Annotated in this window: 13 protein-coding genes and 1 riboswitch; of the genes, 2 read left to right on the top strand and 11 right to left on the bottom strand. The window is 70.9% G+C overall.

Going from position 1 to position 13,691, the window contains the following annotated elements:
• Window positions 1–103: 103 nt before the first annotated feature.
• The 3 genes from ACIHEJ_RS12500 to ACIHEJ_RS12490 form a co-directional block, all read right to left on the bottom strand.
• Window positions 104–1,138, bottom strand: a complete 1,035-nt coding sequence (locus tag ACIHEJ_RS12500) for an NlpC/P60 family protein (protein ID WP_400134617.1) — start codon at window positions 1,136–1,138, stop codon at window positions 104–106.
• Window positions 1,139–1,350: 212 nt separating this feature from the next.
• Complete coding sequence (locus ACIHEJ_RS12495) at window positions 1,351–2,694, bottom strand: NYN domain-containing protein (protein WP_400134615.1); 1,344 nt, start codon at window positions 2,692–2,694, stop codon at window positions 1,351–1,353.
• A gap of 68 nt (window positions 2,695–2,762) precedes the next feature.
• Window positions 2,763–3,002 carry a hypothetical protein gene (locus ACIHEJ_RS12490; protein WP_400134613.1) on the bottom strand — a complete coding sequence of 80 codons (240 nt, stop codon included), beginning with the start codon at window positions 3,000–3,002 and terminating at the stop codon, window positions 2,763–2,765.
• Between the two features lie 155 nt (window positions 3,003–3,157).
• Here ACIHEJ_RS12490 and ACIHEJ_RS12485 point away from each other — a divergent pair, with 155 nt between their 5' ends.
• Together ACIHEJ_RS12485 and ACIHEJ_RS12480 are read left to right on the top strand one after the other, a co-directional pair.
• A complete protein-coding gene (locus ACIHEJ_RS12485; RefSeq protein ID WP_400134612.1) occupies window positions 3,158–3,952 on the top strand; it encodes a rhomboid family intramembrane serine protease in 795 nt (264 codons plus the stop codon).
• The gene (locus tag ACIHEJ_RS12480; protein WP_400134610.1) at window positions 3,949–4,230 is read left to right on the top strand and encodes an Lrp/AsnC family transcriptional regulator; all 282 of its coding nucleotides are present in this window, start codon (window positions 3,949–3,951) and stop codon (window positions 4,228–4,230) included. Before ACIHEJ_RS12485 ends, ACIHEJ_RS12480 begins: the two co-directional genes overlap by 4 nt.
• A 38-nt stretch (window positions 4,231–4,268) precedes the next feature.
• Here the strand turns inward: ACIHEJ_RS12480 and ACIHEJ_RS12475 are convergent, their stop codons facing one another.
• The 8 genes from ACIHEJ_RS12475 to ACIHEJ_RS12440 form a co-directional block, all read right to left on the bottom strand.
• A complete protein-coding gene (locus ACIHEJ_RS12475) occupies window positions 4,269–6,425 on the bottom strand; it encodes a PQQ-binding-like beta-propeller repeat protein (protein ID WP_400134608.1) in 2,157 nt (718 codons plus the stop codon).
• Between the two features lie 93 nt (window positions 6,426–6,518).
• A complete protein-coding gene (locus ACIHEJ_RS12470) occupies window positions 6,519–7,895 on the bottom strand; it encodes an aminotransferase class V-fold PLP-dependent enzyme (protein WP_400134606.1) in 1,377 nt (458 codons plus the stop codon).
• A gap of 181 nt (window positions 7,896–8,076) precedes the next feature.
• A riboswitch (SAM riboswitch) is annotated at window positions 8,077–8,193 on the bottom strand.
• Window positions 8,194–8,269: 76 nt separating this feature from the next.
• Window positions 8,270–8,449, bottom strand: a complete 180-nt coding sequence (locus ACIHEJ_RS12465; protein WP_400135152.1) for a hypothetical protein — start codon at window positions 8,447–8,449, stop codon at window positions 8,270–8,272.
• A gap of 21 nt (window positions 8,450–8,470) precedes the next feature.
• Window positions 8,471–8,827: a PRC-barrel domain-containing protein gene (locus ACIHEJ_RS12460; protein ID WP_400134604.1), complete on the bottom strand. Its 357-nt coding sequence runs from the start codon at window positions 8,825–8,827 to the stop codon at window positions 8,471–8,473.
• A 151-nt stretch (window positions 8,828–8,978) separates the two neighbouring features.
• Window positions 8,979–10,043, bottom strand: coding sequence for an anthranilate phosphoribosyltransferase (gene trpD / locus ACIHEJ_RS12455; RefSeq protein ID WP_400134603.1), 1,065 nt, complete (start codon window positions 10,041–10,043; stop codon window positions 8,979–8,981).
• Window positions 10,044–10,166: 123 nt separating this feature from the next.
• A complete protein-coding gene (locus tag ACIHEJ_RS12450; RefSeq protein WP_400134601.1) occupies window positions 10,167–11,804 on the bottom strand; it encodes a cytochrome bc complex cytochrome b subunit in 1,638 nt (545 codons plus the stop codon).
• Window positions 11,801–12,859, bottom strand: coding sequence for a Rieske 2Fe-2S domain-containing protein (locus ACIHEJ_RS12445; protein WP_400134599.1), 1,059 nt, complete (start codon window positions 12,857–12,859; stop codon window positions 11,801–11,803). Before ACIHEJ_RS12445 ends, ACIHEJ_RS12450 begins: the two co-directional genes overlap by 4 nt.
• Complete coding sequence (locus ACIHEJ_RS12440) at window positions 12,856–13,668, bottom strand: c-type cytochrome (protein WP_400134598.1); 813 nt, start codon at window positions 13,666–13,668, stop codon at window positions 12,856–12,858. The genes ACIHEJ_RS12445 and ACIHEJ_RS12440 overlap by 4 nt, the downstream gene beginning before the upstream one ends.
• Window positions 13,669–13,691 lie beyond the last annotated feature (23 nt).

Genomic DNA, 13,691 nt, shown 5'->3' with positions numbered 1-13,691 from the left:
TGACGCCCCGCCGCTGACGCAGGTCACCGGCGGGGCGTGGAGTCAGATCGGGTCCCGGGGATTCGCCCGTTCGGGCGGCACCCGGGTGGACGCCCGGGAGGTTTCAGACCCGGACGCCGAACTGGAACGGCATGTCGGACATCGCCTCGTAGCGCACCACGGCGCCGGTGTGCGGGGCGTGCAGCACCTGGCCGTTGCCGGCGTACAGGCCGACGTGGTGGATGTCGCCGTAGAAGAAGACCAGGTCGCCGACCTTGAGGTCGCTCTGGTTGTAGATGCGGGTGCCTATGCCGGCCTGCGCCTCGGAGGTGCGCGGGATGGAGACACCGGCCTGGGCGTAGGCGTAGGAGGTCAGGCCCGAGCAGTCGAAGGAGGAGGGGCCGGTGGCGCCGTAGACGTACGGCTTGCCTATCTGGGCCTGGGCGGCGGCGAAGGCGGCCGAGGCCCGGCCGGAGGCGGGCGGGGCGTCGCCGAGGTCGACGCGCTCGCTGGAGGAGCGGTCGGCCCGCTGCTGCTTGGCGGCCAGCTCCGCCTTCTCCTTGGCGGTCAGGGTGTTGAGCAGCTTCTGCGCCTCGGCGAGCTTGCCCTGGACTTCCTTCTTCTTGTTGCCCAGTTCCGTACGGGTGGCCGCGAGGTCCTTGAGCTTCTCGGTGGCCTCGGAGCGCTCCTGGGCGAGTTCGCGCTGTTTGTCCTGGATCTTCTTCAGCGCGTCGACCTGCTGGCTGCTCAGCTGGTCGAGGGTGGAGGCCTTGTCCAGGTAGTCGTCCGGGTCGGAGGACAGGAAGAGCTGGACCGAGGGGTCGATGCCACCGGAGCGGTACTGGGCGGTGGCCATCGAACCCAGGCCGTCGCGCAGCTTGTTCAGCTCCTGCTGACCGCGGGCGACGTTGTCCTGGATGGTGGAGATTTCCTTCTGCAGCTTCTGCTGCTTCTCCTTGGCGCCGTTGTACTTCTCGGTGGCCTGCTCGGCCTGCTCGTACAGCTTGTCGACCTTGGACTTGACCTGGTCCTTGCTGAGCTTCTCGCTCGGCGCGGCGTTGGCTGCGTTCGCGCTCAGCACGACGGCAGCGGCGGCTGCGGTGGTCAGCACGGTCACGCGGGCGCGACTCTGCTGCTTGGGTCGACGGTGGGACGCCACGGAGGACGAACTCCTTCTTGTGAGTGTTCACCCGTTCGGAGGTTCGAGCCCAGACCCTAGTGACCCACTTGTGATCAGTTCAAATCCTCACACCAAAAAATCCCGTCACGCAATGCATTCTTTGCACAGGACTCACATGCAGTGAGGCGCGGTTGACGCTACGTCGCGTGACGATAGGGCCAATTCGGGCATTGCATATGCCCGTTGGACCTTCAGGACAGGCGCTTCAGAAGCACCGCGGAGGCGACCGGACGGGCACCCGCCCTGGCGACCCCGTCGGCCACCTCCCGGTCGGTGGAGGCGACGATCACCGGACGGCCCGGCGGCTCCGCGCGCACCAGCTGCCGGATCAGCTCGTCGGCCGTCACGCCCGGCTTGGAGAACAGCACCCGCACCCCGCGCGGCGGCGCGAGCAGCACCGGCGCGGCCAGTTCGGCGCCGTCGAAGACACAGGTCACCTCGGCGCCGGTCTGCGCGGCGAGCGCGGAGAGCTGGCCGAGGAGCCGCAGGCGCTGCTTCTCCAGCGGCATCTGCGGATAGCCGGTCTTGGTGACGTTGTAGCCGTCGACGACCAGATGGACCTGCGGCAGCGCGAGCAGCTGGTCGAGGACGGCCGGATCGTGCTCGGACAGGGCGCGGGCCGCGATGTCCTTCGGGGTCATACGTCCCGGTTCGACCGCGTCGACCGTCTCGGCCGGCCGCACGGACACCGGAGGCAGGGCGAGTTCGCGCCGCAGCCCCTGGGCCGCGTCCAGCAGGGTGTCGAGCAGCAGCCGTACCCGCATGTCCTCCACGCTGCGCCCCTCGCGGGCCGCCCGCCGGGTAGCCTCCAGCGTGGCCTCGGCCTCCCCCAGGCGGGCCTTGAGCCGGCGGGACTCGCTCTCCGCGGCCGACACCTGCGCCTGCGCCTCGGTGCGGACGGCGTCGATCTCGCCGTGCACCTTGCGCAGCGCGGCCTCGCCGCGCTTCACATCGCTGAGGGCGGCACGGAGCTTGCGGTGAAGCGATTCCGCTTCCTTCCGCGCCGAGTCCAGCTCCGCGCGCAGCCGTTCGCTCTCGGCACGGGTGTGGTCGCGGGCCTGGGCCAGCTCGGCGCGCAGCCGCTCCAGCTCGGCCCGGCTCTCCTCGTCCGCCCGCTCGGCGTCCGCGCGCTGGGCCTCCTCGCCGGCCGCGGTGACGAGCTTCACCCAGCCCGCGGGGCGCAGTACATAGGCCGCGGCCGCCACGTCGAGCGGATCCGCGGCCGGGGGCGGCGAGCCGGAGTCGAGGGCGCCGGCGAGTTCCGGCTGCGCCTCTCTGAACTTCTCCCCGATCCGCTGCCGGAACATCGGATCGGTCTCCAGGGCCGCCGCCATGGCGTTGCCGGCGAACTTCGCCCGGCGGTTGGGGGCGAACCGGGCGTACTGCCGCAACTGGGCGGGCAGTTCCGCCACGGTCAGCCCGCCGAAGCCGTCCGAGACGATCTGCACGACCCGCCGGCGCACTCCGTCGGGCAGCGGACGGTCAAGCACCTCAGCGGTGCCGTCGCCCGGCCCCCCGCCTGCGGTCTCCACCATCCGTCACACCCCACTACTTCACTTCTGCCGCGTCACTTCCGCAGCGTCACTTCTTCGGGCCGTCCCGCTCAGGAGCCGGCGCCCGGCCTGTCCACGAGTTCCACCTGGTCCACGGCGTTGCACCAGCGGCAGCGCACCGCCTCGATGGTCTCACTGACCACCTCGCGCTCCTCCACCGTCGGCTCACCGGCCAGATCGAGGTGGACGTACTCGACGACCTTGGACGAGCGGGTCACGTCGAACCGGGTCAGGTTGCCGCAGAGGGTGCAGCGCCATCGGGTCGTAGCGGTCGGCAGGGGAACCGTCATCGTGGCAGTCCGCTTCCTTCTCGTTCTCGCTCCCGCGCCGCCGGCCGACGCGTGTGGCTCGTAACCCTACGGCCTGGCGCCTGGTCGCCGCTGGTCCGTCCACGGCGGCGAGGCGCTCTGTCAGCTTGCGTCCCGTTACGTCATGCTCTGTGTTCATGATCAGCGACTGGAGCACGGCGGCCGGCCGGACCCTCAGGGCGGTACGCAGCACATCGGCACCCATGACGTACGGCCTCATCGTCCTGTGCGGTCTGATCTTCGTCCTGGGACCGGCCTCCGGGCTGACTCCGGGCTACGGCACCGGGGACGCCCTGATCGCCGCGCAGCGGACGTACTTCCGGCGCTGGGGCGTGGTCCCGGCGGAGCTGTTCGACGGTCCGGCCCGGCAGGCCCTCACGCCGGCGACGGCCCTGTTCGTGCACGGCAGCTGGGTGCATCTGCTCGGCAACATGCTCTTCCTCTTCGTCTTCGGCGCGATGACCGAGGAACGGATGGGCCGGGTGGAGTTCACCCTCTTCTACCTCGGCTGCGGCTACCTGGCCCTGCTGGGCTACGCGGCCGCCAACGCCACCTCCGAGCAGTCGCTGGTCGGCGCCTCCGGGGCGATCTCGGCGGTTCTCGGAGCGTTTCTCTACCTGTTCCCCCGGGCCCGCGTCACCAGTCTTCTGCCGTTCCTGTTCTTCGTGCCGCTGCGCTTCCCGGCCTGGGTGGTGCTGCCCTTCTGGGCGGGCCTGCAGTGGTTCGCGGCGGGCCGCGCCTCCGACGGGCCCGGCGTGGCCTACCTCGCCCACCTGGTCGGCTTCGGTCTGGGCTTCGGCTACGCGTGGGCGCGGTACGGGAAGGGGAGAGGCGCGAAGCGCGGCCTCGGAGGGGCGGTGGGGGGAGACGGGCGGGCGACTAGAGTGAAGTCCGCCCCAGCTCCGGCACCCGAGGGAGAGAACCAGCCGTGATCACCGCGATCGTCCTCATCAAGACCAGCGTGGACCGGATCCCCGAGATCGCGGAGCAGATCGCCGCGCTGGACAGCGTCAGCGAGGTCTTCTCGGTCACCGGCACCTACGACCTGATCGCGATGGTCCGGGTCAGCCGGCACGAGGACCTGGCCGAGGTGATCCCCGGCCGGATCAGCAAGATCCCCGGCGTCGAGGGCACCGACACGCACGTCGCCTTCCGCACCTACTCCCAGCACGACCTGGAAGCCGCGTTCGCCATCGGCCTGGACAACTGATCGGCCTGGACACCTGGGAAGACCGGGTACGCACCCGCTCAGCCGCTCACGTCCACGGCGGCGATGCCGGTGCCGGAGGGTACGTAGAGACGGCCGTCGCGGACGACGGGGTCGTGCTGGTCGTCGCCGGCGCTGTGGCCGAGGGACGCGCTCCAGCGCTTGCGGCCGTTCAGGTCCAGGGACCACACCCGGTCCGCGGCCCGGGCGTACACGGTCCCGTCGGCCACCACCGTCCGGGGCGCCACCCCTCCGCCCGCGACGGAGCAGTGCCAGGCCTCGGAGCCGTCGGCCGCCCGTAGGGCGTAGACGGAGTCCTGCTCGGTGCCGACGGCCAGCGAGCGCCCGGCCGCGGTCAGGGCGCCGCGGTTCGCCTCCGTGCGCCACAGCCGCCGGCCGTCCCCGGCGCGGAAGCCCTGGCGCAGGGTCGCGGAGTCGGTGAACAGGGTGGTGCCCGCCAGGGCGGTGACCGTCGCGTCGGCGCCGCCGGACACCGACCACCTGCGGCTGCCGTCCCGTGCGTCGAACGCCAGGAGCATCTCGCCGTAGCTGCCCGTGTAGATCACGCCGTCCGCGACGACGGGGACGCCGGTAGGGCCGCCCGGGGTCCTCACGGTCCACGGGGTGCTGCCGTCGGCGGCGTAGCGCCGCAGCCCGCCCGCGTCCGTGCCGCCGACGGAGACGAGCACGTCGTCACCGAGCAGGACCGGGACCGCGTACGCCTGCTCGCCGAGCTCGTGCGTCCACTGCGGGCTGCCCGACAGGTTCACGGCGGTCAGCCGGCGGACGTCGTCGGCGTGGAAGCCGACCACGCAGTACACACCGTGCCGGGTCGCCACGGGCGTGTCGACGTCGTCGCCGAGCCGGACCTTCCAGCGCCGGGAGCCGTCGCGGGAGACGGCGTGCAGCACGCCGCCCGAGGTCCCGACGTAGACGACGGAGCCGTCCGGGGACAGCGCGCAGCAAGGTCCGTCCAGGCCGCCGATGCCACCGACGTCGTACTGCCAGCGCAGCACGGCGGAGCGGCTGGTGCCCTCGACGCCGTCCATGCGCCCCTGCCGTTCCTGCACGGGCGAGCTGCCGCTGCTCTCCGCCGTGGTCATGCGCCGCCAGAGCCAGTCACCGGCTCCCGCCCCGGCCACGACCACGGCCCCGCTGCCCAGGACCTTCAGCAGCCGGCGCCGGCCGGGGGCTATGGGGCCGAGGGGACGGGAGAGCTGGGAGAGGGCGGTGGTGTGCGTGGCGGGTACGGCGGGCGGACGTTCGGCGGTCCGTGGCTCCGTGGCCGGGGCGAGGTACTCGACGCCGCTGGGGCGGGGGTCGGGGGCCGGCTGCGGTCGCGCCGCGGGGCCGTACCAGCCGGGGTGCACGGCGACGCGCAGGGTCTGCCGGGTGAAGCCGGCGCCCGCCACCACGTCCGCCGGCAGCGGGCGCTTCAGCGGATCCTCGTGCAGGCAGGCCGCCACCAGCGGGCGTGTCCCCTCCGGTACGCCGGACAGGTCGAAGTCACGGGTCAGGATGCGCAGCAGGATCACCGAGTCCTGGCCCTCGCCGAAGGGCTCCCGGCCGGCCGCCGCATAGGCGAGGACCGCGCCGAGGGAGAAGACATCGCTGGGCGGGCCGACCTGGCCGCCGTTACGGATCTGCTCCGGGGAGACGTAGCCGACCGAGCCGACGACGGCTCCGGTGCGGGTCAGCGAGGTCGCCTCCAGGGCCCGTACGATCCCGAAGTCGATGACGCGGGGCCCGTCCGGGCCGAGCAGGATGTTGGACGGCTTCAGGTCGCGGTGGACCAGGCCGCCCGCGTGGATGGCGGCGAGCGCCTCACCGAGCGCGGCGGCGAGCACGCGGACCGCCTGCTCGGGCAGCGCGCCGTGGTCGAGGACGGCGTCGCGCAGATTCGGCCCGGGCACGAACTCCGTTGCCATCCAAGGCCGTTCGGCCTCCGTGTCGGCGTCCACGACCCGGGCCGCGAAGGTGCCGGCGCCCCCGACGGTCTGTGCGGCGCGCACCTCGTGCCGGAACCGGGCGCGGAAGGTGCGGTCCTCGGCGTGCTCGGTCCGTACGACCTTCACCGCGAGCCGGAGTCCGGTGCGCGACTCGGCGAGGTAGACCTCGCCCATGCCGCCGGCGCCGAGTCTGCCGAGGACTTCGTACGGGCCGACGCGTCGTGGGTCGGTTGCGCGCAGCGCGTGCACGTGGTGCTCCCCCTGGATCAACTGCTGCCCGGGCCTGTCAGACAGGCCCTGGGGGAGTGTATGCGGCACCGTCCGCCGTGCTTCGCCCAGCCGTCACACGGCCGGGACGCAGCGGCCGTCCTCCGTGCGGTACGTCCACTTCGCGCCCTGGGTCACCAGTTCCCGCACGGCGGTCACGAAGCGCTCGACGTGCTCGTCGGGGGTGCCCGCGCCGAAGCTGACCCGGATGGCGTTCAGGGACTTCTCGCCGGGGGCCGCCTCGGGGGCACCGCACTCGCCCTGGGTCTGCGGGTCGGTGCCGAGCAGGGTGCGGACCAGGGGGTGGGCGCAGAAGAGGCCGTCGCGGACACCGATGCCGTACTCGGCGGAGAGGGCGGCGGCGAAGTGGGAGCTGTTCCAGCCCTCGACGACGAAGGAGATGACGCCGACGCGCGGGGCGTCGTCGCCGAAGAGGGAGAGGATCCGGACCTGCGGGACCTCGGCCAGGCCCTCGCGGACCCTGGTGATCAGGTGCTGCTCACGGGCGACCAGTGTGTCCCAGCCGGCGTCGGTGAGGGCCTTGCAGGCCGAGGCGATGGAGTAGGCGCCGATCACGTTCGGGGAGCCGGCCTCGTGGCGGGCCGCACTCTCGTGCCACTCCACGTCCACTCCCCCGTCGGTGCGCCGGGTGACCTTGCGGCTGGCGCCGCCACCCGCGAGGTACGGCTCGGCCGCGCGCAGCCAGTCGGCGCGGCCGGCCAGCACCCCCGAGCCGAAGGGGGCGTACAGCTTGTGGCCGGAGAAGGCGACCCAGTCGACGTCCAGGTCACCGATGTCCACCGGGTGGTGGGGCGCCAGCTGGGCGGCGTCCAGGACGATCCGGGCGCCGTGGGCGTGGGCGGCGGCGGCCAGTTCGCGCACCGGCCACAGCTCACCGGTGACATTGGAGGCGCCGGTGACGCACACCAGGGCCGGGCGCTGGGCCCCTTCGATGGACACAGGGCGGTCGGCGAGGGCCCGCTCCAGGGTCTTCACGGCCTGCTGCGGGGTGCGCGGGGCGTCGAGGCAGGTCACGTGGGCGTCCTGCCAGGGCAGCAGGGACGCGTGGTGCTCGGTCTCGAAGACGAAGACCTGGCAGTCGGCGGGCAGGACGCGGGCCAGGAGGTTGAGGGAGTCGGTGGTGGACCGGGTGAAGATCACCTGGTCGTCGGCGCGGCAGCCGAGGAAGTCGGCGACCGTCCCGCGGGCGTTCTCGAACAGGTCGGTGGAGAGCTGGGAGAGGTAGCCGGCGCCGCGGTGCACGCTGCCGTAGTACGGCGCGTAGGCGGCGACGTCGTCCCAGACGCGCTGCAGGGCGGGGGCGCTGGCCGCGTAGTCGAGCGCGGCGTAGGTGACCTCGCCGCCGGTGACGAGCGGGACGGTGACGTCCCGGCCCAGGACGGCCAGCGGGGCACAGACGGACTGATCGGCGGCAGCGGTGAAGACGGACATGGGTGAACTCCCGTGGGCAAGGTGACACCACCGCGCGAGCGGACGTGGCTCGAGCGCGGTGAAGTGAAGGAAAAGGGGATGCGGAGGCGGGGCTCTGCGGCCCTATCGCATTCGCTTGCTCACGGAAGGCTCCCTCGAACGACCAGGACCCCTGGTCCCGCGCTCTCAGAAGCGCGCGAGGGGTCCGCGCTTGCCGTAGACCTCGCTGCCTACGACCTGGTCTTCACCCGGGGCACCCCGCCACGGACGGAGGGTTGCCGGACAGTCGGCCGGGGCCTCATGACTGTCACTCATGACCTGGGCAGGAACCTACGCGAACCGATCAGCGGCCCGCAACCCGTGTCCGGATCGCGGGACACCGCCCGGCGTCGCCGTCACCGGACGACGTGGTGCCGGCGTGACCGCCGCGACCAGCGCACACCGAACAGCACCAGATCGGCGACGAGGACCACCGCGCCGACGAACAACAGGAAGGACAGCCCGTGCGCCGCCACGCCGATGAGCCCCAGAATGATCGCCACGATGATCAGGAGCAGGAAGAGCACCATGGTCACCACATCCTCCGACCGGGCCGGTCAGCCGCGCGCCAGACGGCGCCCCTGGTCGGCGCCGGCCTGGTAGGGCCTGTCGTAGTGTTCGAAGATCTCGTGTTCCCGCTCGACCGGCAGGACGTCGTCCACGCCGATGGACGGCGCCTTCCGCACCTGCCCGCGCGGATGGGCCACCTGCACGTAGCCGGGCCCGAGGGTCGCCTCGTCGAGGGGGACGAAGACGAGCCGGTGCCGGGTCGGCATCCCGGTACGGACGGTCACCATGGCGGGTGTGTCGGTGGTGGTGTCCACGTAGACCGCCTCCAGGGCTCCGATCTTGCGGCCCCTGGGGTCGATCACGTCGTGGTTGCGCCACTCGCGGACATCGGCTGAGTGGATCATGCCTCGCTCCTCGCGGTCCGTCCTCCCGGACGCCGCGCGCCGAACCGGAGCGGCCGCGGGAGAGCCACCACGTCTTCACTCTACTCCCGCACCCCCTGCGGCCGACGGCCCCGAACGCGTCCGCGGCCTGAGCCGCGGACGCCGCCCGGTGTCACGCGTTGCTGACGGCCACCCAGCGCTCCAGCACCCGCTTCGCCGCGCCCGAGTCGATGGACTCCGCGGCCTTCGCCATGCCGGCGCGGAGCTGGTCGGCGAGCGGGGCGTCCGTCGGGTCCAGGGCGACCAGGGCCGCCGCGGAGTTGAGCAGGACGGCGTCGCGCACGGGGCCCTGCTCGCCGTCCAGCAGGCGGCGGGCGACCTCCGCGTTGTGGGCCGGCTCGCCACCGCGCAGCGCCTCCACCGGGACCAGGTCGAGCCCGGCGTCCCGGGGGTCGAAGGACTCCTCGGAGACCTTGCCGTCCCGGACCACCCAGACCCGGGAGGTGGACGTCGTCGTCAGCTCGTCCAGGCCGTCGTCGCCCCGGAAGACCAGCGAGGAGTTGCCCCGCTCGGCCAGCACCCCCGCGACGATCGGTGCCTCGCGCGCCACGGCCACACCGACCGCCTGCGCCCGCACCTTCGCCGGGTTGGTCAGCGGGCCGAGCAGGTTGAACACCGTCCGGATGCCCAGCTGGCCGCGTGCGGCGCCGACATGACGCAGCGCCGGATGGAACTTCACGGCGAAGCAGAAGGTGATGCCGGCCTCCTCCGCGACCTCCGCCACCCGGCGGGGCGTCAGGTCGAGGTTGACGCCCAGTCTCTGCAGGACGTCGGACGAGCCGGACGCCGAGGACGCGGCCCGGTTGCCGTGCTTGACGACCTTCGCGCCCGTGCCGGCGACGACGAGCGAGGACATGGTGGAGATGTTCACCGTCTTCGCCCCGTCGCCGCCCGTGCCGACGATGTCGACGGTGCGGCCGGGCACCTCGATCACGTTCGCGTGCTCGTACATCGTGCGGACCAGACCGGTGATCTCCTCCACCGTCTGGCCCTTGGCCCGCAGCGCCACCGCGAACCCGGCGATCTGCGCGTCGGTCGCCTCGCCGCGCATGATCCGGTCCATCGCCCATGCGGTGTCGTCGGCGGACAGGTCGTGCCCGTCCAGCAGGCCGTTCAGCAGGGCGGGCCAGGAGCGGCCCGCCGCGGTGTCGCCTCCAGCGGGGGTCACAGCGCTCATCAGCCGCTCCTGGGTGTCGTACCAAATCAGTGGTTGATCCCACCCTATCGATCCCCGGAGACGGCGAAGGGCCCCGTCCGCAACCCGGACGGGGCCCTTCAGCGTGGCGTGGCGACGCGGGGATCAGTGGTGGCCGTGGCCGCTCGTGATCTCCTTGTACTCATCGACGGTCGGCTTCGGGATCTGGTTGTCCTCGCCGTAGTAGGCGTTGGACAGCTTCGCCCGCAGCTTCTCCGAGGACGGGATCTTGCGCTCGACCCCGTTCTCGTCGACCGCCGGTCCGATCTGGGCCGGCTCGTACTGGTGGTGGGCCGTGAGGGTGTGCAGCTGCTCCTGGCTGAGCGGCTCGTGCACCTCGATGAACTCACCGTGCGGCAGCCGCTTGATGATGCCGGTCTCGCGACCGTGCAGCACCTTGTCGCGGTCACGCCGCTGCAGACCCAGGCAGATCCGCTTGGTGACGATGAACAGGACGACCGGGCCTACGAAGACGAAGATCCGGACGAACCAGGTGACCGCGTTGATCGACAGGTGGAAGTGCGTGGCCCACAGGTCGTTGCCGCCACCGATCAGCAGGGTCAGGTAGACCGTCATCCAGGCGACACCGAACGCGGTACGCGTCGGGGCGTTGCGCGGGCGGTCCAGGATGTGGTGCTCGCGCTTGTCGCCGGTGATCCACGACTCGATGAACGGGTAGACCGCGATCGCCACCAGGACCAGCGGGAAGATCATCAGCGGGATGAACACGCCCAGGACGAGCGTGTGGCCCCAGAAGTTGATCTCCCAGCCCGGCATGAAGCGGATCAGGCCCTCGGAGAAGCCCATGTACCAGTCGGGCTGGGCGCCGGTGGACACCTGGTCCGGACGGTAGGGGCCCATGGCCCAGATCGGGTTGATCTGGGCGACCGCCGCGATGGCCGCGATGACACCGAAGACCAGGAAGAAGAAGCCTCCGGCCTTGGCCATGTACACCGGCAGCAGCGGCATGCCGACGACGTTCTTCTCGGTCTTTCCGGGACCCGCGAACTGCGTGTGCTTGTGGTAGAAGACCAGGATCAGGTGGCCCACCATCAGCCCGAGCATGATGCCCGGCAGCAGCAGGATGTGGATCGAGTAGAACCGGGCGACGAAGTCGTGTCCGGGGAACTGACCGCCGAAGAGGAAGAACGACAGGTACGTGCCGACGATCGGCACGGACAGGATCGCGCCCTCCATGAAGCGGACACCGGTGCCGGAGAGCAGGTCGTCCGGGAGCGAGTAACCGGTGAAGCCGGTGAACATGCCGAGGACGAACAGCAGGAAGCCGAACAGCCAGTTGATCTCACGCGGCTTGCGGAACGCGCCGGTGAAGAACACGCGCATCATGTGCGCGAACATGCCCGCGAGGAAGATCAGCGCGGCCCAGTGGTGGATCTGCCGCATGAGCAGACCACCGCGCACGTCGAAGGAGATGTGCAGGGTCGAGCTGAACGCCTCGGACATCAGCTGTCCCTGCAGCGGGACGTACGAGCCGTGGTACTCCACCTCGTTCATCGACGGGTGGAAGAACAGCGTCAGATAGACACCCGTCAGGATGATGATGATGAAGCTGTACATGCACACTTCGCCCAACATGAACGACCAGTGGTCGGGGAAGATCTTGCGCATGTTCGACTTGGCCAGGGAGTAGATCCCGAGCCGGCCGTCGGCCCAGTCGGCGACGCGCTCGCCGGCCGGTGCCTTCCCGCGAGAGCGGGGCGTTTCGTTCGCTGCAGTACTCATCCGCGCTCCCAGAATGCAGGACCGACGGGCTCCTCGAAGTCGCCGAGCGCCTGGAGGTAACCCTCACTGTCCACGCCGATGCGCAGCTGCGGCAGGGCGTGGCCGGCGGGGCCGAAGATCACTCGGGCACCGTCGGAGAGGTCGAAGGTGGACTGGTGGCACGGGCACAGCACGTGGTGCGTCTGCTGCTCGTACAGCGAGATCGGGCAGCCGACGTGGGTGCAGATCTTGGAGAACGCGACGATGCCGTCGTGCGACCAGTCGAGCTCGCGCTTGTCCTTGATGTTGCCCGGCTGCAGCCGGACGATCATCAGGGCGGCCTTGGCGATCTCCGTCTGGAACTCCTCCTGCGTCTCCTCCAGGCCGTCCGGCTTGGCGAAGGTGAGGGAGCCGACGGCGACGTCCTCGGGACGCAGCGGCAGGTTCGTGTTCATGTTGACCAGGCGCTTGCCCTTCGCCCACAGCGTGTGGCGCAGGGACGTGCCGGGCAGCGGGCCGAGGTCGCGCAGCAGCATGACGCCGGAGAGCGGCACCAGGGCCAGCGCGCCGAACATCGTGTTGCGGACCAGCTTGCGACGGCCGATCACCGACTCGGCGGCACCCTGGCGGAAGTCCGCGTGGACCTTCGCACGGACCTCCGGGGAGGCCTCGATGGGGTGACGCTCGTCGGCGACCTCGACGTCGGACATGAGGGTGCGGGCCCAGTGGACCGCGCCCGCGCCGATGCAGAACAGCGCCACGCCCAGGGTCAGGCCCAGCGCGAAGTTCAGCGCGCTGATGTGCCCGATCGGGAACACGAAGATGTTCTTGTCGTGCGGGATCGCCACGTACGAGGCGATGAAGCCGACGGTGGCCAGCATCGACACCGTGAACAGCAGGGCCACCATCCGCTCGGACCGCTTGGCGGCCCGCTCGTCGATGTCCTGGATGCGGTGCTCGTGAGGCGGCAGACCGGGGTCGGCGAACGGGTTCTCCTCGTCCGCGATCCCTACCGCGCCGTGTGCGTGGTCCTGCTCTGCGGGCAGGTTCTCTTCTGGAATGTCTTGGCTACTCATGACTTCTTGGCCTTTGCGGTCCGAGCGGCGACCCAGACGGCGACGGCGATCAGCGCGCCGAGGCCGAAGATCCAGGCGAACAGACCCTCGCTGACCGGCCCGAGGCCGCCCAGCTCAAGACCGCCAGGATTCGTCGTCTCGCTGCTGTCGACCGAGTGCAGGTACGCGATGATGTCCTTCTTGTTCTTCGACGACAGCGTGGTGTCGGGGAAGGACGGCATGTTCTGCGGGCCCGTCTGCATGGCCTCGTAGATGTGCTTCGGGTCGACGCCCTCCAGCGTGGGCGCGAACTTGCCCTCGGTGAGGGCACCACCCTTGCCGGTGAAGTTGTGGCACTGCGCGCAGTTGGTGCGGAACAGCTCGCCACCCTTGGCGATGTCGGCGCCGTCCGGACCGTACTGCTGCTTGGTCGGCACGCTCGGGCCGGCGCCCAGCGAGGCGATGTACGCGGCGAGCTGGTCGATCTGCGTCTGGTTGTAGACGACCTTCTTGCGCGGGACCTGGGCGCCCTGCGAGGTGGCGGCCGGCATGCGGCCGGTGCCCACCTGGAAGTCGACTGCCGCGGCGCCCACGCCGACCAGGCTCGGCCCGTCGGAGGAGCCCTGGCCACCGGTGCCGTGGCAGCTGGCGCAGCCGACCTCGTAGAGCTTCTTGCCCTCCTTGATGGTCAGGGACTGGGCGGAATCATCGGCCTGCGCCTTGCCCGCGGGTGCGAACGCGGCGTACAGCCCCCCAGTGGCCGCCAGCGCGAGGAGTAGGACGACGACCGCCGCCAGCGGATGGCGTCGTCGTGCGGAGAGCTTTTTCACGGATTACCCCGGTGTCAGGATCT

Origin of the sequence: Streptomyces sp. NPDC052301 (assembly GCF_044593395.1) — a bacterium.
GTDB lineage: Bacteria > Actinomycetota > Actinomycetes > Streptomycetales > Streptomycetaceae > Streptomyces.
The sequence above is the reverse complement of the archived record's forward strand: the minus strand, read 5'-3'. Positions and strand labels throughout refer to the sequence as shown.

Coding starts and splice junctions, on each gene's coding strand:
- ACIHEJ_RS12445 (WP_400134599.1), bottom strand. CDS start 12,859: ATGAGTAGCCAAGACATTCCAGAAGAGAACCTGCCCGCAGAGCAGGAC.
- ACIHEJ_RS12485 (WP_400134612.1), top strand. CDS start 3,158: ATGATCAGCGACTGGAGCACGGCGGCCGGCCGGACCCTCAGGGCGGTA.
- ACIHEJ_RS12450 (WP_400134601.1), bottom strand. CDS start 11,804: ATGAGTACTGCAGCGAACGAAACGCCCCGCTCTCGCGGGAAGGCACCG.
- ACIHEJ_RS12460 (WP_400134604.1), bottom strand. CDS start 8,827: ATGATCCACTCAGCCGATGTCCGCGAGTGGCGCAACCACGACGTGATC.
- ACIHEJ_RS12470 (WP_400134606.1), bottom strand. CDS start 7,895: ATGTCCGTCTTCACCGCTGCCGCCGATCAGTCCGTCTGTGCCCCGCTG.
- ACIHEJ_RS12490 (WP_400134613.1), bottom strand. CDS start 3,002: ATGACGGTTCCCCTGCCGACCGCTACGACCCGATGGCGCTGCACCCTC.
- trpD (WP_400134603.1), bottom strand. CDS start 10,043: ATGAGCGCTGTGACCCCCGCTGGAGGCGACACCGCGGCGGGCCGCTCC.
- ACIHEJ_RS12495 (WP_400134615.1), bottom strand. CDS start 2,694: ATGGTGGAGACCGCAGGCGGGGGGCCGGGCGACGGCACCGCTGAGGTG.